The following is a 1388-nucleotide window of genomic DNA, read 5'->3' on the forward strand; positions in this document are numbered from 1 at the left end:
AGCAAATTGCTTGGGTGTTATATGGTCAAGCCTCACGGGCAATTAGTATTGGTTAGCTCAACGCCTCACAGCGCTTACACACCCAACCTATCAACGTCGTAGTCTTCGACGGCCCTTCAGGGAACTCAAGGTTCCAGTGAGATCTCATCTTGAGGCAAGTTTCCCGCTTAGATGCTTTCAGCGGTTATCTCTTCCGAACATAGCTACCCGGCAATGCCACTGGCGTGACAACCGGAACACCAGAGGTTCGTCCACTCCGGTCCTCTCGTACTAGGAGCAGCCCCTCTCAAATCTCAAACGTCCACGGCAGATAGGGACCGAACTGTCTCACGACGTTCTAAACCCAGCTCGCGTACCACTTTAAATGGCGAACAGCCATACCCTTGGGACCGGCTTCAGCCCCAGGATGTGATGAGCCGACATCGAGGTGCCAAACACCGCCGTCGATATGAACTCTTGGGCGGTATCAGCCTGTTATCCCCGGAGTACCTTTTATCCGTTGAGCGATGGCCCTTCCATACAGAACCACCGGATCACTAAGACCTACTTTCGTACCTGCTCGACGTGTTTGTCTCGCAGTCAAGCGCGCTTTTGCCTTTATACTCTACGACCGATTTCCGACCGGTCTGAGCGCACCTTCGTACTCCTCCGTTACTCTTTGGGAGGAGACCGCCCCAGTCAAACTACCCACCATACACTGTCCTCGATCCGGATAACGGACCTGAGTTAGAACCTCAAAGTTGCCAGGGTGGTATTTCAAGGATGGCTCCATGAGAACTGGCGTCCCCACTTCAAAGCCTCCCACCTATCCTACACAAGCAAATTCAAAGTCCAGTGCAAAGCTATAGTAAAGGTTCACGGGGTCTTTCCGTCTAGCCGCGGATACACTGCATCTTCACAGCGATTTCAATTTCACTGAGTCTCGGGTGGAGACAGCGCCGCCATCGTTACGCCATTCGTGCAGGTCGGAACTTACCCGACAAGGAATTTCGCTACCTTAGGACCGTTATAGTTACGGCCGCCGTTTACCGGGGCTTCGATCAAGAGCTTCGCTTGCGCTAACCCCATCAATTAACCTTCCGGCACCGGGCAGGCGTCACACCCTATACGTCCACTTTCGTGTTTGCAGAGTGCTGTGTTTTTAATAAACAGTCGCAGCGGCCTGGTATCTTCGACCGGCATGGGCTTACGGAGCAAGTCCTTCACCCTCGCCGGCGCACCTTCTCCCGAAGTTACGGTGCCATTTTGCCTAGTTCCTTCACCCGAGTTCTCTCAAGCGCCTTGGTATTCTCTACCTAACCACCTGTGTCGGTTTGGGGTACGGTTCCCAGTTATCTGAAGCTTAGGAGCTTTTCTTGGAAGCATGGTATCAACCACTTCGTCGCCTA

The 1388-nt window shown here is 53.1% G+C and carries 1 rRNA gene; it reads right to left on the reverse strand.

The annotated features are described in order from the left end of the window. Nucleotides 1-21 precede the first annotated feature (21 nt). Nucleotides 22-1388: ribosomal RNA gene (locus JKP78_RS00030) — 23S ribosomal RNA — on the reverse strand; the annotation flags it as partial.

The sequence above is a fragment of the Pseudomonas sp. LAM2023 genome, assembly GCF_016620375.1.
GTDB lineage: Bacteria > Pseudomonadota > Gammaproteobacteria > Pseudomonadales > Pseudomonadaceae > Aquipseudomonas > Aquipseudomonas anuradhapurensis.